The sequence below is a fragment of the Seleniivibrio sp. genome, from assembly GCF_021209385.1.
In the GTDB taxonomy this organism is placed as follows: domain Bacteria; phylum Chrysiogenota; class Deferribacteres; order Deferribacterales; family Geovibrionaceae; genus Seleniivibrio.
The window spans coordinates 17,056-38,445 of record NZ_JAJOIL010000018.1; the positions used below are offsets into that span (position 1 = coordinate 17,056).

The following is a 21,390-nucleotide window of genomic DNA, read 5'->3' on the forward strand; positions in this document are numbered from 1 at the left end:
TGGATATTTGACAAGAACAGTCTTTTGAAAGTAAGATGGTTAAATGGACGCAAAAGTTTACGAATGTATAAAAGAAGTTTTTGAAACGAATACGCCATTCAGCAATAACCTTGGTATAAAAGTCTTGCTGGATGAATCACTTAACCCGTATATCAGACTTGAGAAGCAGGAACACCTTATAGGTAATTACATGCAGAATATCCTGCACGGCGGCGTGATATCCAGTGTATTGGATATAATAGGCGCCATCGTGGCTGTTGACGGAGTCATTAACCGTATGAAAGACGAACCGAAAGCCGAGATAATGAAAAAATTTGAAAAACTTGGTACAATCGACATGCGGGTGGACTACCTGCGTCCAGGACGCGGAGATTATTTCATCGCAACCGGAGAAGCCATGCGTACAGGCAACAAGGTTTCTGTTGTCAGAACAAAACTGAAAAACAATGAAAATATACTTATTGCTGCCGGAACAGGCACCTATATGGTTGGATAATGAAGATAATCCATGTTGATACAGGCAAAGAATGGCGCGGCGGGCAGAGGCAGGCTCAGTTTCTGCATGAAGGACTTTTGGAATCAGGCTTCCAGTCTATTCTGGTGTGCAATGCCGACGGACAGTTCCCGAAAAGGGGCGTTGAATCTATAGTCCCCATGAAATTCAAAGGCGAAACCGACCTTAGCTTCATGCGTGAACTGAAAAAGCTGATACGCATGGAGAAACCTGACATAGTTCATACCCACGACGCCCATTCGCTTACCCCTGCTCTTCTGACAAAAGTAATGGGTACGAACTTCAAGCTGATAAACACCAGACGGGTGGATTTTTCTGTCAACAAAGGATATTTCAGCCGGAAAAAATATGACAACCGTCAGGTTGACGTAATTGTTGCGATATCCAGAGCCATAAGGGATATGCTTATAAACGATGGAGTCAGCAAATCAAAAGTGCGCCTCATAAACAGCGGCGTACGATTTCCAAAATCCATCAATTATCAGTTATACAGAGAACTTATTGAAAAATATGAACTTTATGGGAAGTATGTTATTGGTAACGTGGCAAATATATCTGACCATAAAGACCAGAAAACACTCATAGATGCGTTTGTTCGTTTCAGATCGGAAGCTGAAAACGCTGTACTTATGATTGTCGGCGGCGGTCCTCTTTATGCTGAAATTAAAGCCTATGCGGAGTCAAGCCCTTATTCCGACAGTATAGTTTTTACCGGTCACACCGAAAACGTATACGAACATCTGGCACTTTTTGATGTTTTCTGTATGTCATCAAAAACAGAAGGACTTTGCACTTCCATAATAGATGCGATGTTTATGATGCGCCCTGTTGCAGCAACTGCCGCTGGCGGGATTCCTGAGCTTGTAAAAGACAATTTCAACGGGCTGCTTACGCCTGTCAAGGATGCTGACGCGCTTTCCGAAAGCTTTAATCTGATGTATGACGACAGGGATCTTGCGGATAAATTTTCATCGAACGGTTTTCATACGGCGTTAAAATTTTCTGACAACGCAATGGTTTCCAGCTATATCAGACTTTACGAGGAACTTTCGCGTATATAATGCACCATAACGAATCTGTCGTTAAAGACCTTTTCCGCCTCGTGCCATTTCAGAAAATCAATTTCAGGAAAAAATACATCTCCTTTATACCGACCTTTCACCCATGAGATATACATGTGATCCACGATATTGATGGCATGGTTGTAAATATTTGCACCGCCAATAAAAAACAATTTCTTGTCCGATTGCTCGCCTATCCTGACGGCCTCAAGAATTGACGGGCAGGTGACAACTCCTTCTATTTTTTGTGAAGTGATAACAATATTTTCCCTATCCGGGAGCGGTCTGCCTATGGATTCGTATGTTTTCCTGCCCATTACAACTATGTTGCCTATGGTCAGTTTCTTAAAAAGCTGTAATTCTTCCGGAATATGCCACGGGATCCCCCCGTTTGCACCAATAATTCTATTTTCTGTCATAGCTGCAATAAGATAAAGTTCCTTCACCTTGTATCACCATACTGTTTTTTTAATCTGTCAGGATGTGTTCCCGACAAATAACGAAGTGTCAGAATCCAGTTGCGAAAGGTTGTATAAAGCACACCCTCTTTTTCCCACCGTCTTGCGGAAGTTTTGACTTTTTTTCCAGCCAGTCTGAATTTCAGTTTTGCGCGCTTCGCATCCTGCATAAGTCTGAAATCTTCAAATATAGGATAATTCTGATAACCTTTAAAACACTCTTTTTTCATAAAAATTGCCTGATCGCCATAGGGTATTTTGGTTAAACGGCATCTCATGTTTGAAAAGAACTCAATTACGCGAAAAACAGGTATGTTACTGTCTATTCCTAATAAAAAAGCACCATAGTCGGCGCTTTCAAGGCAATTTTCAACCGATTCCTGCCAGTTTTCCGGTAATATTGTATCACAATGAAGAAAAAGGAGTATATCACCGGACGCAGATCGAGTTCCCCTGTTCATCTGAACTCCCCTGCCCTTAAGTGATAATATTTTTTTGACGTTTTCATCTGAAATAACATCCAAAGTTCTTCCGTTGCAGTCTGAAACTATGATTTCACAGTTTTTCAGACGCTTTACAGCCTCATTTATGGAGTTTTGTTCATTGAAAACAGGTATAATGACTGATATTGTCATTTTTTACCCCTGATCTTATTATATATCACAGGAATAAGTATCATTATGCCGAAAAATACAAAAACCAAAAGCATTTTATGAGAGAAAATCTCGTCAGGTGAGTTTATCTCCCCAAGCCTGCTTCCGGCAAACATGATAACAAAGCCACCGGGGATGATACCGAAAGCTGTTGTCCAGAGGAAAGTTCTGAATGGTATCTTCGTAAGCCCTGCCAGTATGTTAATCAGAAAAAAAGGAAATATTGGGATGAACCTGAGTGTCAGCAGATAAAGATGTCCGTTTTTTGAAAGCTCGGTGTTGAAGAGTGCAAGCTGACGCTGATATTTTTCGTGTATATAAGAACCCAGAACGTATCTGGATATGAAAAATGATGCGGATGCGCCCGCCGTTGCCGCTGTTACTGACAAAACAAGACTGACTATGACACCGAAAACATAGCCGCCGAAAAGACTTATAATGATTGCTCCTGGAAGGGCAAAGGCTGTGTAGAGAAAATATCCTGTCATATAAAGGAGTACAGATGTCAGATAATGCTGATGTACATAGATTTTAAATCCGTCTGCATGTGATTTCAGATAGCTGAATGTAGCCATATCAGCATATTCGCTGTTGCGCAGAACGATGATGATTATAGCTATTATTATCAGAGCTATCAGTTTCTTAAACAAATCTATCCCCGAATTTCTGAAAATCTTCTTCAGTATCAATATCATCAAGCGTTTTAAGTATTGCACAGTTTTTTCCGTGTTCCGACAGCCTGTTGACCGTTTTTGTCAGGACTGTGTCCGTGCTCCATATCATATTGCTGAATATAGAATAATCAGTCGATTTCCTTTTCATTCCTATAAGGTAATAACCGCCGTCCTGCGCCCTGCCAGCCACTGTATCATGGTTATCAAGAGCTGCGAACCCTTCTGAAATAATATTTTTATCAAGTTCCGGTATATCACTTCCGGCAACTATACATTTATTGTACCCCTTCTCAAAGGCATACTCAAACGCGTTTTGCATCTTTTTACCGAGGTCGCCGTCGGTTTGGGTTATGTATGACAAATCTCCGAGCCAGTGGTTAAACATTTCCAGCTTTTCGGCAGGTGTAATGGCAATTATTAGGTCATAATCGTTTGATTGTATGGATGAAACAGTATTTTCTGCCAGTTTTTTGTATATTTCGGCAGCTCTTTCCATGCCTATTGTCTTTCCCAGTCTGGTTTTAACCATTCCTGCTTCAGGAAATTTGATAAAAATTATACATACATCTCTATTTTTCATTTCTGAGCCTTATTTTCGGTATCAAAGCGGGAACTTTTCTGCGGTATTCGACATAATCCTGACCGAACTCTTCTATAAGTTTGCGTTCTTCATTTATGTATCCAAGGATAAAATAAGCTGTGAGTATAAGTGTGATCGCAAAATCTGTACGATTCATGGGACGCGCCCAGATGAGAATCAGACCTGTTGTGTAATATGGATGTCTTACTATTGCCAAAGCACCTGTTGTTTTGAGTGTTTTTGACATATCAGGCTGTTTTTTACCTTTTATACGGGCTTTTATCTGCGAAATGCCAAGAAACGCACCATTATTATATGACTTTGAGGCATAAATACCGAATAACAGACCGGAAAACCAGATTATCCCAAGAATTATCTGCCAGAAAAATGAAGGATTAAAGAAAGGTTTATGTTCTATGCCAACATACATGAATGAAAAAGGAATTAGAAGAATAACTGATTGAACAACATAGAAAAATCTGTACCACCAGAGATCATACACACGCCCGATAAGCTTTCTGTCAGCAAGAACGCTGTGCAGAACACAATAAAATATCAGGTAGGCGTAAAGGTATACCGGTGTCAAATATTTATAACCGTGTTGAGAAGATGGTGTTTCAGCTCGCTTATGGCATACGGGCTGACGCTGAAATCTCTGTAGCCCATTTCTATAAGTTTGACAAGTATTTCAGGGTCTGCTGCCATTTCACCGCATATCTCGACAGGGATGTTTATGTCGTTGGCGCGTTCAAGGATACGGCGCAGAAGGCTGAGAAATGCCGGATTATCAAGCCTGTAAAGTGAGCTGACCATCGGGTTTCCTCTGTCAAGAGCGAAGAAATACTGGAACATGTCGTTGGTGCCGATGCTGAAGAACGAACATTCGCCCTGCATCTGATCCATCTGATATATAACCGAAGGAATTTCCAGCATCACGCCGAAATCCGGCAGTTCAAGTCCAAGTTCTCCGGCTATCGCGCGCGCGCGGTTTTTTACAGTGAAAAACTCTGAAACGTCAGCGATGAACGGAACCAGTATTTTTATTTTGGGGTATGTTTTATGCAGAGTTATAAGTGCCTTGAGCTGGTCGTCAAGCATTTTGTTATAGTCTGTGAGAAGCAGCCTTACGCCTCTGTTGCCGAGCGCCGGATTGTCCTCATCCGCTTCGTAAGCTGTTTTTTTATCTGAACCGATATCCAGAAGTCTGAAAACAACGTGTTTGTCGGTAAACGCACGCATTATATCTTTATATATTTCGATCTGATTTTCCACTGTGAACGGAATATCCTGACGCAGATAGAAAATCTCTGTCCGAACCAGCCCTATCCCTTCGGCGCAGAAAAGCCCTGCTTTCTCGGAATCCAGAACGCTGGAAATATTAGCATAAAAATGCACCATAGAACCGTCTTTCAGAGGCACAAGCTGACAGGCGATATCCCTGCCCTCCGGCTGAGTGTGCTTCGCTGACATTTTTGCATTATATTTATCAATTGTTTCCTGCATGGGATTGAATATCACTATTCCGTCGTATCCGTCTACAATTACGGACTGAGCGTATTCAAGCTTGTTATGAAGGTTAGGTATCCCCGTAACAGCAGGTATTTTGCGGCTTTTTGCAAGAATCGCCGTGTGGCTGGTGACGCCGTCCTTCTCTGTTACGAATCCGCACACACGTTCGAGGTCGAGTGATGCGGTTTCACCTGGTGTAAGCCTGTTTGCGAACACAACGCTGTTGTCCAGCAGATTAGCTTCCTTGCATACAGCGCCAAGATGCTCCAGAAGCCTTGTGGCGATGTCTTCGATATCCTGCGCACGTTCTTTAAGATATGCATCATTGATTGAACGGAACCTGCGGATATATTTGTCTGCAACGTGGCGAACGCTGAAAGATGCACTCTTTTTCCTTTCTATGATATGGTTTTCGATGTCTTTTTTGAATGAAACGTCATTCAGCATCATAAGATGGGTTTCAAATATGCCTGACGCTATCTCCTGACTGGAAGATTCCATCTTGTTTATCAGTTCTTTGAGGTCATTAGTGGTTTTTTCCAACGCGCTTCTGAACTCTGCCAGTTCCTCATCAGAAGAAACGCTGTCGTGAGTTTTTTCAACCATTTTGGAAAGCACCATCACAGGTTCGCCGAATGCTATTCCGCTGGACAGCGGAACGCCCTTTTCAATGCGTTCGGAATCGTCCAGTCCTTTTTCAGCTTCGTCCTGCTGTAAAAGGTAATGGCGAAGAACAAGTCCCGAAACCTGCGCCGCAACAGCCATAAGGAGCTTTTGCATTGTATCGGTATTCAACTTATTCTTACGGAACTGAAATACCAGAACGCCGAACTCGTGTTCCCTGCTTTTCAGCGGTACGCCGATGAATGTCTGATAAGGTTCTTCGTTTATGCCGGGAAAATAATGAAATCTCTCATGACTTTTGGCATTTCTTATGAAAGTATATCTGTTATCTGAAAATGTCAGACCTGTGAGACCTTCGTCAAATCCGAGCGAGATGCTTCCGACTGCATTTTCACTGAGACCGTTTGTGGCAGCCAGTACAAGTCTACCGCCGTTTTTGAGATATATTGAGCATACGTCACTTCCAATTGCGTCTTTAACGTATGCGGCGATATTGGACAGGGTTGTATCGGTGTCTTCAGAATTAAGGATTATATTGCTTATGCCCAGAAGCAGATCTATTTTTTTCATATAATATATCTAGCAGATTCCTTTTCAGTCTGCAATCAAACAAATACGGACTTATCCGCTCCTAAAAAGCTGCATAACCCCTCAATGGCGGGGGTCACATCTTTCGAGTATTTGTTAACATACAGTTGTATATGGTTTTTTATTACTGAATCATCCATTTCCTGTGCATGGAATTTAACAAAGTCTGCAATATTTTCGTAATAGTTGTCAGCATATTCTATGGAAGCTCTTATGACAGAAGTTATTTTATCTGCCTGATCAAGCAGCTCATTGCGTATCAGAATGGCTCCCAAAGGTATGGGTGAATTGAATTTTTTCTCGTAAAGCTCGCCGAGATCACAAAGTTTTTTCAGTCCCTGCTGTTCATAGATGAAGCGTCCTTCGTGGATTATCACACCGGCGGCAACCTTTTTTGATGCTATCGCAGGCATTATCATGTCGAATCGGAGTTCAACAAACTCGAAATCATCGCCGAAGAACATTTTGAAGAACCGAAATGCGCTGGTATTCACGCCGGGAATGGCAATTTTTTTGCCTCTGAGAGATTCAACAGGAACGTCTTCCGACGATACCACAAGAGGACCGCAGCCGAAGCCAAGTGCGCCGCCTGTGCGGAGGATTTTGTATTTGTCTTTGACCACCGGAACAACGCCGTATGACACTTTAACGATGTCCGCTTCGCCTTTGATGGCAAGCCCGTTAAGAACCTGTACGTCGTCCATATACAAGTCGAGATCAAAGTCGTGTTTAACCAGCCCTTTTATCATTGCCGCAAAGATATATGTATCGTTCGGGCATGTAGAGATACCGAGTTTCAGTTTCATATCAGTTAGGCATCGGCACTTTGCCGAGGAGATATTTCAGGTCGTCGTCGCGGAACTGCACACCGCCGCCCACGAACCATGACTTATCGTCTTTATTAAGGAAGTTGTCGTAACCTGCCTGCATGAAAAGGTTTTTGTAAAATACATATTTTGCAGTCGCTTTTGCATGTGCCTTTTTGTCTTCGTCTTTGTCTGGGAAGTCAAACAGGTCTGCTGAGAGTATAAGTTTGTCCTCGTCTTTCAGCGGGTGATAGTCGAGCCCCACTCCCGCTTCGGACTCTTTCAGACCGACGCGAAAGAAGTAGTTGTCCCAGAACCTGTTGGCATACATAGCTGTAAAAGTCATGCTGCCGGGATTACGCTTGCTTCTTGTGATTGTTGTTTTGTATGGTCCTTGCTCAGGACTTGTATAATAAGCTGGTTTAGATTCTATTTCCTCAACAGAATTTTTGGTCACACCGTCGGGGTGGCTGGAAAGTCCGAGCAGATAGTATCTCTCTTTGCTGGGTGTGATTTTAACTGTGGCGTGTCCTTTTGACTGATCACTTTCGCCATATCTTTCAGCAAAAAACGCAAGGTCAACTTTAAACTCGTTCAGCTTGCCAAGAGTATCTTTCAGTCCAACAAGAGCGCCGTTAAGGTTATCGACTGTTGTTTCGTCGTTCACCAGTTTACCGATAGTTCCTTTACCTTCGCTTATCTTGCCTGTGATATCGTTAAGGTTATCAACTGTTTTCTCCAGTTTAGCGGTAACGGTGCTTATGTTTTTGATAGAGCTGTTGATATCATCTTTGTTGCCGCCGATGATATCGTTCATGTCACCTGTAATACTTGAAAGATTCTTAGCTATGGCAGGAGTTTCAGCGCGCATATCTTTTGTTATGGCGTTAATGTTTGCTATTATCTGATTAACGTTGTCAGCATTTGCGGTTGTTATGTCCGCAAGCTGTCTTGTGAGGGCATCAACGTTGTACATTATTGCGTTCACACGGTTTTCGTTGTTTTTAACGATGGAGTTCACAGCATCGGTGATCTCACGGATATTAGATATTGTGGTGGACATATTGCTTTCGGCTTCGTTTGTTGCCAGAACTTTGCGGAGTGAAGCCGTAATAGCCTTTATATCGTCAGCGATATCGCCTATCTTATTGCCGAGAACGTCAAAATCCGTTCCGCCGCCTTCTGATGCGATTGAAGCGCCATCGGATATCACACCTTCTGCCTTTCCACCCGCCACTTTAAGTTCGGCATATTTTTCACCGAGAAATCCTTTAGAGCGGACAGAGAGAACAAGATTTGAAGGCAGAGTGTATTCCTGATCTATAATTATACTTACAATCGCTTTTCCGTTTTCCAGCTTAATGTCTTTGACCTTTCCGACCTCGACACCGCTGAAAATAACATTTGCATCCTTTGTCAGTCCGGATGCATCATCAACAACTGCCTGTATATGCACTCCGCTGCCGCCGGAGAATGAAAGATCCACCAGTTTCAGTGACATCGCTCCGATAATCACAAGACAGCCGACCACGAATAATCCGACTTTAGCTTCAAGTCCCATCTTCATAAAAACACTCCGCTACATGATTTTGATAGGTCCCTCTTTTGAAGCTGAGAAGAACTGCTTCACATAAGGGTTATCTGTGGTTTTAAAATCTTCGGAAGTGCCGTAAAGCACAACCTTTCCGTCATAAAGCATTGCTATATAGTCAGCAATTTTCAGCGTACTCTCTATATCGTGGGAGATTACGATAGACGTTATCCCCAATTCTTTCTGCGTATCGTTTATCAGGTTGTCAACCACATCGCACATGATGGGATCAAGACCTGTTGTGGGTTCGTCATAGAGCATTATATCAGGCTCCAGAGCAATCGCCCTTGCCAGCCCCACTCTTTTTCTCATACCGCCCGAAAGTTCTGAGGGCATCTTGTCTTCTATATTCCTAAGCCCCACAAGGCGCAGTTTTTCCTGAACTATCTTATCTATCTTGCTTTTCGGAAGCTTCGTATGCTCTACAAGGGGGAAAGCAACGTTCTCGTATACGTTCATGGAATCGAAAAGTGCGGCGTTCTGAAAAAGTATGCCGAATTTTTTGCGCATCTGAACAAGCTCTTCCGGCTTCATAACGGTGATATCCTGCCCGTTTACAATTACCTTGCCTTTTGTGGGCGGCATAAGTCCGCAAAGCTGTTTCAGAAGCACGGATTTACCTGTTCCGGAAGGACCTATGATATAAGTTATCGCTCCCTTAACTATTTTAAGGTCGATACCCTTATGTATTTTGTGTACTCCAAAACTTTTATGCAGATCTAAACATTCTATAGCGTATTCCATTTGCCACCTTAGAACATGAATGCCGTAAGTATATAGTCAAAAATAAGAATCAGCACACAAGCCATAACGACCGATTCTGTTGTGGCCCGTCCGACACCCTCTGCGCCGCCGCGGGTCATAAATCCTTTGTAACAGCCGACAAGCGTAACTATACCGCCGAAAACAAGGGATTTCATCATTCCGTTGGCAAAGTCGTCAAACTCTATGTAAGTATACATGTAATCAAGATAAAGGGTCTTGTTGATACCAAGAACCTTGATACTCACCAGATAACCGCCCACAACACCGCAAAGTACAGTAATAGCATTCAGCATGGGCATAACAATAAGTCCGGCAAGTATTCGCGGTACGAAAAGATAATGAACAGGGTCAACAGCCATTGCGTTCAGTGCATCCACCTGTTCTGTAACTTTCATGGTGCCTATCTCCGCAGTGATTGCAGAACCGGCGCGAGCGGCAACCATTATTGCCGAAAGCACGGGACCCAGCTCTCTTGCCATGGCAAGGGCTACCACTGTTCCGACAAGCTGGTCGGCTCCGAATTTATGGAAGCCAATATAGCTTTGGAACGCGAATACCATGCCGGTGAAACTTCCTGTCAGTATTATAACCGACAATGAGTTAGCACCTATAAACTCTATCTGTTTTAAAAGAAGTTTTGTCCGGAACGGCTTTTTAAACATTAGTTTAATTGTTGAGTAAAATAAAAGAGCCATCTGCCCTGCTACTTCAACGAAACTTACAAGCGGTCTCCCGAAAAAACTTAATACTCTTTCCATAAACCCCTTTAGCCTAGATAAATTCTTGGTATCCTGTCTGAAATTCCGCACAGCATTTCATATGAGATAGTGTTTGCCCACCCTGCCCACATGTCTGCGGTGATATTTTCTCCCATGATTTCAACCCTCATTTCACTGTTCAAGTCTACATTTGAGAGGTCTATCATGGTCATGTCCATGCACACTGTGCCTATTACAGGGCATTTAACGCCGTTCACAAGCATGTGGCTGACATTTGAGAAACAGCGCTGATAACCGTCGGCATAGCCTATCGGTACAACACCGTATGTCATATCTTTTTCGGCGAAGAACCGTCTGTTATAACTGACCGCTTCGCCTTTTTTTATCTGTTTAACATGAACAACTTTTGAATAGATGCTCATTACTTTTCTGAGTGTAACATTATTTTCGCCGTAAAGGTAGCCGTAAAGCATCAGCCCCGGTCTGGCGAGTGAAAATTTATTGTTAAAAGCGGAAACACCTGACGAGTTAAAAAGGCTCGTATTACAGGTTATACCGTTATCAACAATATATTTTTCAAATATCTTTATCTGTTCTCCGGTATATTCCGCGTCGCTGTCGGATGAGGAAAGGTGGCTCATCACATGGACAGGTCGGAGGTTTTCATACCTTGAAACGAAATCGCTGAAAGGCATTTCGGGTGAAAACCCGAGCCTGTTCATGCCCGTGTCAATCTTGACAGACACATATGCCGTCCGGTTCATTTTTCCAAGGAAATTATTGAAGGCAGACGCAAATTTCTCGTCAACCATGTTGAGGACGAGGTTGTATTCCAGAACGTCGTCGAAGAAATCACCGTCGACGTAGCCGAGGATGAATATCATCGGTTCACTGCCGAGGTATTCGCGCAGTATCATGCCTTCAAGGATGGTAGCCACGCCGAATTTTTTGACCTTGTGTTTCTCATAGGCATACGCGGCAAGCTTCATAGCTCCGTGTCCGTATCCGTCTGCTTTCACGATGGCGATGATGTCCGTGCCTGCTTTCGCCCTCGCCTGTTCGATGTTGTGACCGAACGCCTGAAGGTCAATCTCGGCGTATGTCGGTCTCAGTGATTTGATCTTAGTCTTTGTCATACTCTATTCCTGCGTTGTGCAGCAGATACGCACGGATGAAAGCATCGAGGTTTCCGTCCATCACAGAGTCCACATTGCCTGTTTCGTGGCGGGTGCGCAGGTCTTTCACCATTTTGTAAGGGTGCATAACATATGATCTGATCTGGTTGCCCCAGCCGATATCGGTTTTGGTGCTTTCCAGTTTTTGCTTTTCTTCGTTCTTTTTCTCAAGCTCGTGTTCGTATATTCTTGATTTAAGGATCTTCATGGCGTGAGCCTTGTTCTTGTGCTGACTGCGTTCAGACTGACAGGTAACAACTATGCCTGTGGGCATGTGGGTGATGCGCACCGCCGAGTCGGTGGTGTTGATGTGCTGCCCGCCTGCGCCGCCTGCTCTGTATGTGTCTATCTGGAGATCCCCTTCGTTGATTTCAACTTCTATATCGTCCTCTATCTCAGGCATTACGAAAACAGCCGCAAATGATGTGTGGCGTCTGTTTGCGGAGTCAAAAGGCGATATCCTTACAAGCCTGTGAACACCCACTTCGCCTTTGAGATAGCCGTAACAGAAGGGACCTTTGATGTTTATCGTTGCGTTCTTGATGCCCGCCTCGTCACCTTCCATATAGTCAAGTATCTCGTATTTAAAGCCTCTTATCTCTGCAAAGCGGATATACATTCTGTAGAGCATGGATGCCCAGTCGCTGGCTTCCGTTCCGCCTGCGCCGGAGTTGATTGTGATGATGGCGTTGTTCGCGTCGTTAGGACCGCTTAAAACAAGCTGAAGCTCGAATTCACGGACTTTCTTGGAGAACGATTTGATAGCATCCTCAATATCGCCGTCAAGCCCCTCTTCGCCCTCTTTTATGAGTTCCAGAAGTACTTCGGTGTCATCACGGAGCGTCAGAAGCTCTTCCCATGATTCAAGTTTTTTCTTAAGCGTAGATTGTTCTTTCAGAACAAGTTTGGATTCTTTCTTTGCCCAGAACTCAGGGTCGTTCATGGACATTTCATCTATTTTTGCGATCTTTTTTCTGAGTTCGTCCTCATTCATCGCAGTAGCGAAGCTCGCCACCTCTTTGTTAAGTTTCTCCGCTTCGCTGATTATTTCGTCGATCATCATAAAAAATTATTCTCCGCTGACAGTCATTTTATCAAAAAGTGCAGAGGCGGATGTCACCCCCGCATAAGTTCTGTAGTCTTCAAAAACGGCGACCATGCCTTTCAGCAGGTCTTTCAGGTTGCCGGAAAGCACTGCCTCACTGAATGGGTGAATCACCTCGCGCCCACGCATAAGCACGCCGGATATACCAACTGAAAAATCACCGCTCACGGTGTCAGCCGTATGCATCCCCATCACGTCTGTGACTTTAACATATTCGTTCATAAAATCATAAGGCATTTTATCGGTGCTTGCTTTTAAAATAAGGTTGGACACGCCGATCCCCATGCTTCCGCCGCTGCCGGACTGTGCGTTTCCTGTATTTCGCATCCCAAGAGCTGATGCAGTGTAGCTGTTGTGCAGAAAGGAATCCAGTATCCCGTTGGCAAATATAGGGGTAAGTCCTGTGTGATGTCCTTCGTCATCAAAGTATCTCGTACCCACGCCGCCCCTCACTTTCGGGTCGTCGAACAGAGAGAAAACTTCCGATGCCGCCGATTTTCCAAGCCTGTCGCCAAGCATACTTATTTTTTTATATACGTTATCAGCGTTTACCAGCTCAACGATTATATCGAGAAAATCCGCCATGACGACAGGATTTAAAAGAACGCCGTATTTCCCTGTTTTGAGCTTTTTAGCTCCCAGCAGACGACATGCAGAATTTGCGGCTTCTTCCGCCGCTTTCACATGTTCAAGAGACTTCAGCACAGTGCTGTCCGCCATGCTGTATCCTTCCTGTTCGCCTTTGTGGGATGCAACAACATATGTGTATGATGAATAGTATGTTTTTTCAGAATAGAGGTCACTGCAGAACGGACTGATTATTCTTGTGCAGTCCTTTGCGGCTGTTATCACTGACTGGTTGACCGATTTTACTCTAATGTCTGCCGCTCTGGCAGTTTCAACAGCTTCAAGAGCCATTTCCGCCATTCCGGCTGTGGTGAGCGATTCAAACTCTCCGTCATTTTGGATAAGTTCTTCGGAGTATTCCGGTTTAAACGTGACATTGTGAACGTCTTTCGGAAGTGCCATTATAACATTCTGGTGTTCCGTAAGAAAACTTTCTATAGCATCCGGGTTTAAACCGTCAGAACACATTGAAACTATCCTGCCGTCTTTGAATGCACGGATAACAACACCCGTTTCCGAGCCGATATCAATGCTTTCAACGATCTTGTCGTTCAGTAGGACAGATTTTGAAACAGATTCTGAAACAGTTACCGTCACGTTGTTATAAAAACCGCTGTGGCGTTCCAGAATACGCTTTATATCATAGTTCATAATTTCCGTTTCATGGCAATTTCGTCGCAGTCGGGAAACTTAGCACATTTCAGGCAATCAGACCATATCTTTTTGGGAAGATTCTCTTTTTCTATTTCAACAAAGCCAAGTTTGCCAAAGAAAACAGGCTGGTATGTAAGAAGAAAAGCCTCTGTGATGCCCACTTCTCTTGCCATCTGCATAGCTCTCTCAACAACGGCTGTGCCTATACCCTTTTTTGTGCTGTATTTGCTGACAGCAACGGAACGTATCTCGGCAAGATTTTCCCATGTGGGATGCATTGCACAACAGCCGAGTATCTCCCCGCCTTCGTCCCAAACGACGAATTCAAGTATTTTTTCGTATATCTCGTTTATGCCTACAGGGAGCATAAGCCCTTCTTTGGCGTGAGTATTAACAAGTGTCTGGATGCTTTTTGCATCCGCCATGACTGCTTTTCTTATCATTTAATGGTTTCCTTAATGAACAGTCTGTAAATTCTGACAGCCGTGTCCTTATCGGGAATAAGCTCAACATGTTTTTTAGCGCTGAAAGTTATTTTAATGCTGTCTGCATTAAACGGTACGATTGTGATATACACAACAGAAGTGCTTGTTCGCGCTTCAATTTTGCCGTCAGCAATGCTTGAAAGAGTTATCTGCGCATTCTCTGAATTCAGTATACCGATGAGGGCTTCAAAAGCACGCTCTTTGGGCATAGTGAAAACATCGGTGATTGTGTCGTTTGTTGTTGTATACACTGCGCCGCCTGCTGCTCCGCCGAAAATAAGGGGTGCGGGAACACAGCTGAACATAGCAAAAGCGGCAAAGGCAACAATAAGTATTTTATGTAATTTCATAGCATCCTCTCAAAATCTTTATTTATTGAATAGTTTATAGAATCAGCAGATTTTTTTCAAGAAAATTCGTTGACAAGTCAAAATGGCAGAGGCTATTATCTCAAAGGTGAATGATGACAGAACGAATTAACTTTTTAAACACTTTTTGATGAGTACACGGCCTTTTAGCCGCCACGGGCGGTTGAAAGGCTTTTTTTTTTGAATAAACGGAGGCTGAAAAATGTCCGCGAAAGAGATAATGAACAAGGAAGAGATGGCTCGAACGCTGAACCGGATGGTGTTTCAGATTCTTGAAGCCATCAGGAGCGAAGACGGCTTTTGTCTGATAGGTATCAGACGCGGCGGTGCTGTGCTTGCCAAACGCATGGCGGATATTCTGACAAAGGAGGGAAAAAAGGATATTAAAATCGGATATCTGGACATCACTCTTTACAGAGACGACCTTTCAAGCATCCACGACTATCCGGTTCTGCAGAGCACGGAGATAGATTTTGACATAACCGGCAAAAATATCGTGTTGGTGGATGATGTGATCTACACCGGAAGAACCACAAGAGCCGCTCTGGATGCGCTCATCGACTACGGAAGACCGAAGAAGATCCTGCTTGCCGCTTTCATCGACAGAGGACACAGGGAACTGCCCATTCAGCCTGATTTCACAGGCAAAACAGTACCCACCTCACGCAGCGAAATAGTTGATGTTCAGCTTGAAGAACAAGCCGGATGTGATTGTATATTAATAAATAAAAAAGCCTAGCACACAAAGGAGTCAAAAGATGGCTTACAAAAGAAAAGACCTTTTGGGGATGAAGGACTTGACCAAAGAGGAGATACTTTATCTTCTGGAAACAGCACAGAAATTCACCGAGATCAACGAGCGGGACGTAAAAAAAGTACCCACTCTTAAAGGCAAAACGGTGATAAACCTGTTCTTTGAACCCTCAACAAGAACAAGAACGTCTTTCGAGATAGCCGGAAAAAGGCTTTCCGCAGATACGATAAATTTCACTGCCTCCGCCAGCAGTACAACGAAGGGCGAAACTCTTATAGATACAGTAAAAAATATGGAAGCAATGAAGTCCGATATATTTGTCGTGCGTCACTCTTACTCAGGTGCGGTAAAATACATTGCCGAACATACTGACGCAAAGGTCGTTAACGCCGGAGACGGGCTGAACGAACATCCGACACAGGCGCTTCTCGACATGCTCACAATCAGACAGAGCAAAGGCAGGCTTGAAGGACTTGAAGTCGCTATAATAGGCGACATCACCCACTCACGCGTTGCCCGCTCGGACGTCTGGGCAATGACAAAGCTCGGCGTGAACGTGCGCCTTTTCGGTCCCACAACCATGATACCTAAACACTCAGAAGTGTTCGGATGCCGCGTCTGCAAATCTATGAACGAGGCTGTTGACGGCGCTGACGTGATAATCATGCTCCGTATCCAGAGGGAGCGTCAGGGCAAGCTGCTTATACCTTCCACTAAAGAATATGCAAAATATTTCGGACTGACGAAGGATAAGCTGGCGCTTGCAAAACCGGATGCACTCGTTATGCACCCCGGACCTATAAATCGCGGGGTTGAGCTTATGAGCAACGTTGCCGACAGCGACAACTCAGGCGTTCTCAAACAGGTTACAAACGGCGTCGCCGTGCGTATGGCGGCTCTCTATATTCTCGGAATAGGAAACAACAAGGGAGGAATTGATGAAAACGCTTCTTAAAAACTGCAAGATTGTCAATCATGATAAAGTCACGGAGGGTAACATACTGATAGACGGCGAATTCATCGCTTCCGTAACGGCATCCGCAGACGAAAAAGCAGATAAAGTAATTGACTGCAAAGGAAAATACGCCGTACCAGGACTTATAGACCTCCACGTCCATTTCCGCGATCCCGGTCTTGAGTATAAAGAAGATATCACATCCGGCGGAAAAGCGGCAGTTGCCGGCGGCGTTACCGCTGTCTGCCCCATGGCAAACACCAAACCCGTGAACGACAACAGAATAATCACTGAATATATGATAAAAAAAGCACAGGCTGACGGTCTCATCGACCTCTTCCCCATCGGCGCCATGACAAAAGGCATGGAAGGCGAGGAACTTACTGAGATGGGAGATATGACCGAAGGCGGAGCGATCGGCTTTTCCGATGACGGTAAACCCGTTTGCAGTGCGGAAGTCTTCCGCCGCGCCGCTGAATACGCTTCACAGTTCGGTTCGTTCGTTATAAGCCACGCGGAGGACAAAAGCCTTGCAGGTGCCGGAGTGATACACGAAGGTGAAGTTTCAGCCATTACAGGGCTTAAGGGAATCCCTTCAGAGTGCGAAGAGGTAATGGTCGCCCGCGACATCCTAATGTCAAAGCTCACAGGCGCACACGTTCACATCTGCCACATCAGCTCAAAAGGTACACTTGACCTTATAAAATGGGCTAAATCCATGGGTTATAATGTAACTTGCGAAGTTACACCCCACCACTTCACACTTACAGAGAAGGAACTGCTGTCATACGACACCAACTGCAAGATGAACCCTCCTCTGCGCGCTCAGGAAGACGTTGACGCAATGATAGAAGGACTTAGAAACGGCGACATAGACTGCATTGTAACAGACCACGCACCCCACCACCCCGACGAAAAAGCGCAGGAATTTGATCTTGCACCCTTCGGAATGACGGGAATACAAACAATGCTTCCGCTCTCTTTGGCGCTGGTTGAAAAAGGTGTGATAGATATGCCCGCCTTCGTCAGGCTGACTTCCTACAATCCGGCAAAACTTATCAAAAAGACAGACAGAGGCGAGATCGCAGTGGGCAAGCTGGCGGATATAGCCATTGTTGATGCTGAACTTGAGTATGTTTTTGATAATAAACTGAATAAATCAAAATCCGTTAACACACCCTATATGGGTAAAAAACTGAAAGGAGCCGCACTTTACACCATAAAAAGCGGCAGAGTGGTTTTTGAATTTCCTATGAACTGATTAAGATATACCGCCGGATAACAAACGTCCGGCGGTTTATTTTCCTATCGATATGCCCTTTTCAGAGATAGTCACTTGTCTGAAAACGGGAGACGATTCATACATTTTTCCGTAAACATCGTTCCCGGTAAACTCGTCAGAAATATTATCAACCAGAGTCCTTATATTCATATCTTTAAACAGGTCAGGATACATTATGCTTCCTATGTAATTGGCATTTATGAATAAATTCTCGTAATGAGCCGCGTATCTGTTGTAAGGCAATATAGTAAAGACTTTATTGTTTTTTACGGCAGGGATATTGCGGAATAGAGCCTTGTTAGATGCGTAGTCCTGTTTAAACCTGTCCAGCATAGTATACTCAACAAATATAAAATCAGGTTTAGCAGCAACCAGTTCGTTAAATGTGATCTCCGAAAAAGGCGTAGTAATCCTCAGATCGGAACCGATACTGCCCAGATTCAGCATCCTCAGATATGTGTAGCATTTTTCAACGGTATAGCTTGCTTTTGAAGGCTTATACTGCTGTGAAATAATAAACAGCTTTTTTTTAGGTGCGTCTTTGGTACGTTCTATCAGTTCCTTTCTTGTCTTCGCCATAAAGTTCATTATATCCTGCATATTCTTCTGTTCTTTCAGGATATATCCCGTAAGTCTTATGGACTGGAGAATTGATTCAAAATGCAGATAACCGGTTTCTGAACAGTTCATAGCGGCAACAGGCATTTGAACTGACTGGGCAAGCTTTTCAACCTGTCTGTCATTCATACCTGACACAAGAACTATATCGGGGTTTGCAGAATTGATCGCGGTATAATCAGGAGTAAAGCTGTAGAACGATTTGAAAACAGCAGGCATTTTTTCATACCCTTCAGGATATATACATGCACAGTATTTATGCACTTTCCCCATAGATGGTAATATATCCTGAGTTACCAGTTGTTTTGAATAGTCTGCATATTCGGTTAAAGCGGAACTTCCCGGTCCCACAGCCGAAATTCTCTTGATCTTTTCAGGAATTACAACTTCCCTGCCGCAGGCATCAATCAGCTTAAAATCATTAGCCAGTGAATATCCGGACATAGCGAGAAGTGCTACTATAATAAAAAGTTTAAACATTGCACACCGTATTAAATTATAATATCGGAATAAAAGTATGCCCGCAATACAAATATATTGACAAAAATAACGGTCGGATGTTCAACTTCAAACGGAGGTTCATATGACAGAAGAAATATTGAACAAAGCGGCAGAGGATGCAGTAAGGCTTTTCAAAAGCGGATACTCATGTTCGGAGGCTGTGCTTCTCTCATTTGAAACAAACACCGAAAAGTGTTTTTCTGAGGATGCAAAACGCGGTATGAGCGCATATGTTGAGGGTTTGAGCGGCTCCGGCTGTATCTGCGGAGCACTTTCCGGCGGAGTGTTTGTGCTCAGCACCCTCGGCGGGCGGCTAACCAGAGACGAACCGATAGATAAGCTGAAAACAGCTGTACGCACCTTTCATGACGATTTTCGCAAAGAATTTTCAAGTGCCTGCTGCCGTGTTATCACGGCAAAATCCGCAAAACTGTTCGGTATAGGTAAATACAGCACCTGCCCCCTTACTGTCGAATTCTGCATAAGAAATATAATGAAACTTGCCGCCGAAAACGGCTGGATAAAATGACAAAAAAAATCCCGGTTACATGCTTTAAGGGGGGAGGAGGGATAAAGCATAGAAATAACCGGGCAATAGTCTGTTTGGTATCTTTATTATAACCTTCTTTATGGAATTTTCAACTGAAATCGTAATAGATGTTAAATATTAAGCAGCGTTGTGCAAGAAAAAAGCCGCCCCCTTTGTGGAAGCGGCTTTGCGTTATTAGTTTGTACGCTCTTTATCTTTCATTAGTTTGTATTCAATCGAATCCATCAGCGCCTGATATGAGGCATCTACAATGTTTGCCGCAACGCCCACTGTTCCCCATGTACTGTCTTTATCTTTAGACTCGATAAGAACACGGGTTACAGATTCGGTCCCCTCGCCTGACGACAGGATGCGAACTTTATAGTCCACAAGTTCCATGTCAGCTATACGGGGATAAAATTTGGAAAGCGCTTTACGTACAGCTTTATCGAGTGCATTAACAGGACCGTTGCCCGCTGCGGCAGTATGTTCCTGCTCATCGCCGACAACAAGCATAACAGTAGCCTCCGCCAAAGGATTGTCATTGCTGCTGTTTTTCTCGTCGATAACTCTGTAGCTCATGGAATCGAAGAAAGGAGTGAAGGTTCCCATTGTCTTTCTCATGAGAAGTTCAAAGGAAGCTTCTGCGCCTTCATACTGAAAGCCTTTGTTTTCAAGCTCTTTCAGTCTGTCCACCACCGCATTCACCTTCGGATCGTTGCCGTCGATATCCAGACCGAAGTCTTTAGCCTTGTAAACAAGGTTGGACTTACCCGAAAGGTCGGAAAGCAGAACGCGTTGTTTATTTCCGACAAGTTCAGGTTCTATGTGTTCGTAAGTTCTGGCATTTTTAAGAATGGCGCTTACATGCACCCCGCCCTTGTGAGCGAACGCCGCGCGTCCGACATAAGGCTGATGGATGTTGTGTTTCAGGTTGCCAAGCTCGTTTATATATCTGGATATAATGCGGAGTCTGTTCAGCTTGTCCGCGGGCACACATTCGTATCCGTATTTAATCTGGAGATTAGGTATAACGGAGCAGATGTTAGCGTTGCCGCATCTTTCACCGTAACCGTTTATTGTTCCCTGAACCTGAGTGATGCCGTTTATAACAGCCATAACGGAGTTGGCAACTGCGCAGTCGCTGTCGTTGTGGCAGTGGATACCCAGAGGATAGTCACCTGTCACCTCGCGAAGCTGACGGATGATATCCGCAAGTTCCTGAGGCATAGTGCCGCCGTTTGTGTCGCAGAGAATGATGCAGTCGGCTTTTGCATCCATAGCCGCCTTAACGGTTTTGATGGCATATTCTTTGTTTGCCTTGAAGCCGTCAAAGAAGTGTTCCGCATCATAAAAAGCCTTGTCCACTTTGGACTTAAGATATGAAACGGAGTCATGGATTATCTCAAGGTTCTGCTCAAGTTCAATTTTAAGCGCCTCTGTAACGTGAAGATCCCATGTTTTACCGAATATGGTCAGGTTAGGAACTTCAGCTTCAAGGAGCGCCTGAATGTTTTCGTCGTTGTCACAGGTTCTTTTCGCACGTCTTGTGCTTCCGAACGCCGCAACATGGTCTATCGGTACGGAAGATTTTTTTACCTCACGGAAAAAGCCGATATCTCTGGGGTTGGAACCGGGCCAGCCGCCTTCGATATATCTGATGCCGAAATCGCAGAGTGCTTCGGCAATTTTCACTTTATCCGCTATGGTAAAGTTAACGTCCTCCGACTGAGTGCCGTCCCTCAGCGTGGTGTCGTATATCTCTATCTTTTTTGACATAATTCTTCCTTTAAAA

At 44.1% G+C, this 21,390-nt stretch carries 23 protein-coding genes; 6 read left to right on the forward strand and 17 right to left on the reverse strand.

The window, feature by feature from the left end:
- Positions 1-43 precede the first annotated feature (43 nt).
- Complete coding sequence (locus LRY47_RS05070) at positions 44-496, forward strand: thioesterase family protein (protein WP_295223156.1); 453 nt, start codon at positions 44-46, stop codon at positions 494-496.
- Positions 496-1,575 carry a glycosyltransferase gene (locus LRY47_RS05075; RefSeq protein WP_295223157.1) on the forward strand — a complete coding sequence of 360 codons (1,080 nt, stop codon included), beginning with the start codon at positions 496-498 and terminating at the stop codon, positions 1,573-1,575. Before LRY47_RS05070 ends, LRY47_RS05075 begins: the two co-directional genes overlap by 1 nt.
- Here the strand turns inward: LRY47_RS05075 and LRY47_RS05080 are convergent.
- From LRY47_RS05080 to LRY47_RS05150, 15 genes are read right to left on the reverse strand one after another with little or no spacing between them, the layout of a single operon-like run.
- Positions 1,551-2,021 carry a dihydrofolate reductase gene (locus LRY47_RS05080; RefSeq protein WP_295223159.1) on the reverse strand — a complete coding sequence of 157 codons (471 nt, stop codon included), beginning with the start codon at positions 2,019-2,021 and terminating at the stop codon, positions 1,551-1,553. The genes LRY47_RS05075 and LRY47_RS05080 overlap by 25 nt on opposite strands.
- Positions 2,018-2,668, reverse strand: coding sequence for a TIGR04283 family arsenosugar biosynthesis glycosyltransferase (locus LRY47_RS05085; protein WP_295223161.1), 651 nt, complete (start codon positions 2,666-2,668; stop codon positions 2,018-2,020). Before LRY47_RS05085 ends, LRY47_RS05080 begins: the two co-directional genes overlap by 4 nt.
- Positions 2,665-3,336, reverse strand: a complete 672-nt coding sequence (locus tag LRY47_RS05090; protein ID WP_295223163.1) for a VTT domain-containing protein — start codon at positions 3,334-3,336, stop codon at positions 2,665-2,667. Before LRY47_RS05090 ends, LRY47_RS05085 begins: the two co-directional genes overlap by 4 nt.
- Positions 3,329-3,940 (reverse strand): TIGR04282 family arsenosugar biosynthesis glycosyltransferase, encoded by a 612-nt coding sequence (locus tag LRY47_RS05095; RefSeq protein ID WP_295223164.1) that lies wholly within the window; start codon positions 3,938-3,940, stop codon positions 3,329-3,331. The genes LRY47_RS05090 and LRY47_RS05095 overlap by 8 nt, the downstream gene beginning before the upstream one ends.
- Complete coding sequence (locus LRY47_RS05100) at positions 3,930-4,526, reverse strand: isoprenylcysteine carboxylmethyltransferase family protein (RefSeq protein ID WP_295223166.1); 597 nt, start codon at positions 4,524-4,526, stop codon at positions 3,930-3,932. The genes LRY47_RS05095 and LRY47_RS05100 overlap by 11 nt, the downstream gene beginning before the upstream one ends.
- On the reverse strand, positions 4,523-6,643 hold the full coding sequence (gene ptsP / locus LRY47_RS05105) for a phosphoenolpyruvate--protein phosphotransferase (protein WP_295223167.1): 2,121 nt from the start codon (positions 6,641-6,643) through the stop codon (positions 4,523-4,525). Before ptsP ends, LRY47_RS05100 begins: the two co-directional genes overlap by 4 nt.
- 35 nt (positions 6,644-6,678) lie before the next feature.
- The gene (locus LRY47_RS05110; RefSeq protein ID WP_295223169.1) at positions 6,679-7,467 is read right to left on the reverse strand and encodes a 1,4-dihydroxy-6-naphthoate synthase; all 789 of its coding nucleotides are present in this window, start codon (positions 7,465-7,467) and stop codon (positions 6,679-6,681) included.
- A gap of 1 nt (position 7,468) precedes the next feature.
- Complete coding sequence (locus tag LRY47_RS05115; RefSeq protein WP_295223171.1) at positions 7,469-9,034, reverse strand: MlaD family protein; 1,566 nt, start codon at positions 9,032-9,034, stop codon at positions 7,469-7,471.
- 12 nt (positions 9,035-9,046) lie between these two features.
- Positions 9,047-9,802 carry an ABC transporter ATP-binding protein gene (locus LRY47_RS05120; protein ID WP_295223173.1) on the reverse strand — a complete coding sequence of 252 codons (756 nt, stop codon included), beginning with the start codon at positions 9,800-9,802 and terminating at the stop codon, positions 9,047-9,049.
- 8 nt (positions 9,803-9,810) lie between these two features.
- The gene (locus LRY47_RS05125) at positions 9,811-10,581 is read right to left on the reverse strand and encodes an ABC transporter permease (RefSeq protein ID WP_295223174.1); all 771 of its coding nucleotides are present in this window, start codon (positions 10,579-10,581) and stop codon (positions 9,811-9,813) included.
- Between the two features lie 8 nt (positions 10,582-10,589).
- On the reverse strand, positions 10,590-11,678 hold the full coding sequence (gene alr / locus LRY47_RS05130) for an alanine racemase (RefSeq protein WP_295223176.1): 1,089 nt from the start codon (positions 11,676-11,678) through the stop codon (positions 10,590-10,592).
- The gene (prfB, locus tag LRY47_RS05135; protein ID WP_295223178.1) at positions 11,665-12,780 is read right to left on the reverse strand and encodes a peptide chain release factor 2; all 1,116 of its coding nucleotides are present in this window, start codon (positions 12,778-12,780) and stop codon (positions 11,665-11,667) included. The genes alr and prfB overlap by 14 nt, the downstream gene beginning before the upstream one ends.
- A 6-nt stretch (positions 12,781-12,786) precedes the next feature.
- Positions 12,787-14,100 (reverse strand): metallopeptidase TldD-related protein, encoded by a 1,314-nt coding sequence (locus LRY47_RS05140; RefSeq protein WP_295223179.1) that lies wholly within the window; start codon positions 14,098-14,100, stop codon positions 12,787-12,789.
- Positions 14,097-14,546: an N-acetyltransferase gene (locus LRY47_RS05145; RefSeq protein WP_295223181.1), complete on the reverse strand. Its 450-nt coding sequence runs from the start codon at positions 14,544-14,546 to the stop codon at positions 14,097-14,099. Before LRY47_RS05145 ends, LRY47_RS05140 begins: the two co-directional genes overlap by 4 nt.
- Positions 14,543-14,938 carry a hypothetical protein gene (locus tag LRY47_RS05150; RefSeq protein ID WP_295223183.1) on the reverse strand — a complete coding sequence of 132 codons (396 nt, stop codon included), beginning with the start codon at positions 14,936-14,938 and terminating at the stop codon, positions 14,543-14,545. Before LRY47_RS05150 ends, LRY47_RS05145 begins: the two co-directional genes overlap by 4 nt.
- 220 nt (positions 14,939-15,158) lie before the next feature.
- On the opposite strand from LRY47_RS05150, the gene pyrR reads away from it, so the two are divergent.
- From pyrR to LRY47_RS05165, 3 genes are read left to right on the forward strand one after another with little or no spacing between them, the layout of a single operon-like run.
- Positions 15,159-15,695 carry a bifunctional pyr operon transcriptional regulator/uracil phosphoribosyltransferase PyrR gene (pyrR, locus tag LRY47_RS05155; RefSeq protein ID WP_295223185.1) on the forward strand — a complete coding sequence of 179 codons (537 nt, stop codon included), beginning with the start codon at positions 15,159-15,161 and terminating at the stop codon, positions 15,693-15,695.
- Between the two features lie 19 nt (positions 15,696-15,714).
- A complete protein-coding gene (locus tag LRY47_RS05160; RefSeq protein WP_295223187.1) occupies positions 15,715-16,665 on the forward strand; it encodes an aspartate carbamoyltransferase catalytic subunit in 951 nt (316 codons plus the stop codon).
- Positions 16,649-17,926 carry a dihydroorotase gene (locus tag LRY47_RS05165; protein WP_295223189.1) on the forward strand — a complete coding sequence of 426 codons (1,278 nt, stop codon included), beginning with the start codon at positions 16,649-16,651 and terminating at the stop codon, positions 17,924-17,926. Before LRY47_RS05160 ends, LRY47_RS05165 begins: the two co-directional genes overlap by 17 nt.
- Before the next feature lie 36 nt (positions 17,927-17,962).
- On the opposite strand, the gene LRY47_RS05170 is transcribed toward LRY47_RS05165, so the two are convergent.
- A complete protein-coding gene (locus tag LRY47_RS05170; protein ID WP_295223192.1) occupies positions 17,963-19,045 on the reverse strand; it encodes an ABC transporter substrate-binding protein in 1,083 nt (360 codons plus the stop codon).
- 103 nt (positions 19,046-19,148) lie between these two features.
- Between LRY47_RS05170 and LRY47_RS05175 the strand changes: the two genes are divergently transcribed.
- A complete protein-coding gene (locus LRY47_RS05175; RefSeq protein WP_295223194.1) occupies positions 19,149-19,595 on the forward strand; it encodes a C-GCAxxG-C-C family protein in 447 nt (148 codons plus the stop codon).
- Positions 19,596-19,790: 195 nt separating this feature from the next.
- Here the strand turns inward: LRY47_RS05175 and cimA are convergent, their stop codons facing one another.
- A complete protein-coding gene (gene cimA, locus LRY47_RS05180) occupies positions 19,791-21,374 on the reverse strand; it encodes a citramalate synthase (protein WP_295223195.1) in 1,584 nt (527 codons plus the stop codon).
- Positions 21,375-21,390: the final 16 nt, after the last annotated feature.

Coding starts and splice junctions, on each gene's coding strand:
- LRY47_RS05150 (WP_295223183.1), bottom strand. CDS start 14,938: ATGAAATTACATAAAATACTTATTGTTGCCTTTGCCGCTTTTGCTATG.
- LRY47_RS05165 (WP_295223189.1), top strand. CDS start 16,649: ATGAAAACGCTTCTTAAAAACTGCAAGATTGTCAATCATGATAAAGTC.
- cimA (WP_295223195.1), bottom strand. CDS start 21,374: ATGTCAAAAAAGATAGAGATATACGACACCACGCTGAGGGACGGCACT.
- pyrR (WP_295223185.1), top strand. CDS start 15,159: ATGTCCGCGAAAGAGATAATGAACAAGGAAGAGATGGCTCGAACGCTG.
- alr (WP_295223176.1), bottom strand. CDS start 11,678: ATGACAAAGACTAAGATCAAATCACTGAGACCGACATACGCCGAGATT.
- LRY47_RS05175 (WP_295223194.1), top strand. CDS start 19,149: ATGACAGAAGAAATATTGAACAAAGCGGCAGAGGATGCAGTAAGGCTT.
- LRY47_RS05070 (WP_295223156.1), top strand. CDS start 44: ATGGACGCAAAAGTTTACGAATGTATAAAAGAAGTTTTTGAAACGAAT.
- LRY47_RS05160 (WP_295223187.1), top strand. CDS start 15,715: ATGGCTTACAAAAGAAAAGACCTTTTGGGGATGAAGGACTTGACCAAA.
- LRY47_RS05125 (WP_295223174.1), bottom strand. CDS start 10,581: ATGGAAAGAGTATTAAGTTTTTTCGGGAGACCGCTTGTAAGTTTCGTT.
- LRY47_RS05120 (WP_295223173.1), bottom strand. CDS start 9,802: ATGGAATACGCTATAGAATGTTTAGATCTGCATAAAAGTTTTGGAGTA.
- LRY47_RS05145 (WP_295223181.1), bottom strand. CDS start 14,546: ATGATAAGAAAAGCAGTCATGGCGGATGCAAAAAGCATCCAGACACTT.
- LRY47_RS05085 (WP_295223161.1), bottom strand. CDS start 2,668: ATGACAATATCAGTCATTATACCTGTTTTCAATGAACAAAACTCCATA.
- LRY47_RS05110 (WP_295223169.1), bottom strand. CDS start 7,467: ATGAAACTGAAACTCGGTATCTCTACATGCCCGAACGATACATATATC.
- LRY47_RS05075 (WP_295223157.1), top strand. CDS start 496: ATGAAGATAATCCATGTTGATACAGGCAAAGAATGGCGCGGCGGGCAG.
- LRY47_RS05140 (WP_295223179.1), bottom strand. CDS start 14,100: ATGAACTATGATATAAAGCGTATTCTGGAACGCCACAGCGGTTTTTAT.
- LRY47_RS05115 (WP_295223171.1), bottom strand. CDS start 9,034: ATGAAGATGGGACTTGAAGCTAAAGTCGGATTATTCGTGGTCGGCTGT.
- ptsP (WP_295223167.1), bottom strand. CDS start 6,643: ATGAAAAAAATAGATCTGCTTCTGGGCATAAGCAATATAATCCTTAAT.
- prfB (WP_295223178.1), bottom strand. CDS start 12,780: ATGATGATCGACGAAATAATCAGCGAAGCGGAGAAACTTAACAAAGAG.
- LRY47_RS05170 (WP_295223192.1), bottom strand. CDS start 19,045: ATGTTTAAACTTTTTATTATAGTAGCACTTCTCGCTATGTCCGGATAT.
- LRY47_RS05095 (WP_295223164.1), bottom strand. CDS start 3,940: ATGAAAAATAGAGATGTATGTATAATTTTTATCAAATTTCCTGAAGCA.